This is a genomic window from Gluconobacter sp. P1D12_c (genome assembly GCF_018812105.1).
Taxonomy (GTDB): domain Bacteria; phylum Pseudomonadota; class Alphaproteobacteria; order Acetobacterales; family Acetobacteraceae; genus Gluconobacter; species Gluconobacter oxydans_A.
The window spans coordinates 1-403 of the sequence record NZ_JACSIQ010000642.1; the positions used below are offsets into that span (position 1 = coordinate 1).

Here is a 403-nt window from a genome sequence, read left to right on the forward strand (position 1 = left end):
CACAGGACRCGCTTGTAGCGCGGGTCTATACCGTCGAAGACCGGGACACCCTTCGGGCAGCAGCTATCCTCGACGGTGCCGCATGTCGTCACCTCGACGGTTGGTGTGACTGTTTTCGTGGGCACGACCAGAGGTGGCGGAGCGCAACAGGCAGTCTCGGACTTGCAGCAGTTCTCAGACATGGGTGACTCCTTCTCGGGATCACCCTACAATCTCTAGCCACTAGAGCTTCAAGGGAAAAGCACCATGAGGATCTCGATTGGCGAGTTGGCGCGGCGCACTGGGGTCAAGGTGCCGACGATCCGCTACTACGAAGGCGTCGGGCTTCTTCCGACACCGRCACGAACGGAAGGGCGGCAAAGGCGCTTCGGTGCGGACGAGGTCGCCCGGCTCAACTTTATTC

2 protein-coding genes are annotated in these 403 nt (G+C 60.8%); one reads left to right on the forward strand and one right to left on the reverse strand.

Annotated elements, in window-relative coordinates; translation table 11 throughout:
• A partial coding sequence (locus KP705_RS18535; protein WP_215765367.1) for a hypothetical protein occupies positions 1-182 on the reverse strand: 182 nt, incomplete at its 3' end.
• A 64-nt stretch (positions 183-246) separates the two neighbouring features.
• On the opposite strand from KP705_RS18535, the gene KP705_RS18540 reads away from it, so the two are divergent.
• Positions 247-403: MerR family DNA-binding transcriptional regulator (locus KP705_RS18540; protein ID WP_215765368.1), on the forward strand; the 157-nt coding region annotated here is incomplete at its 3' end.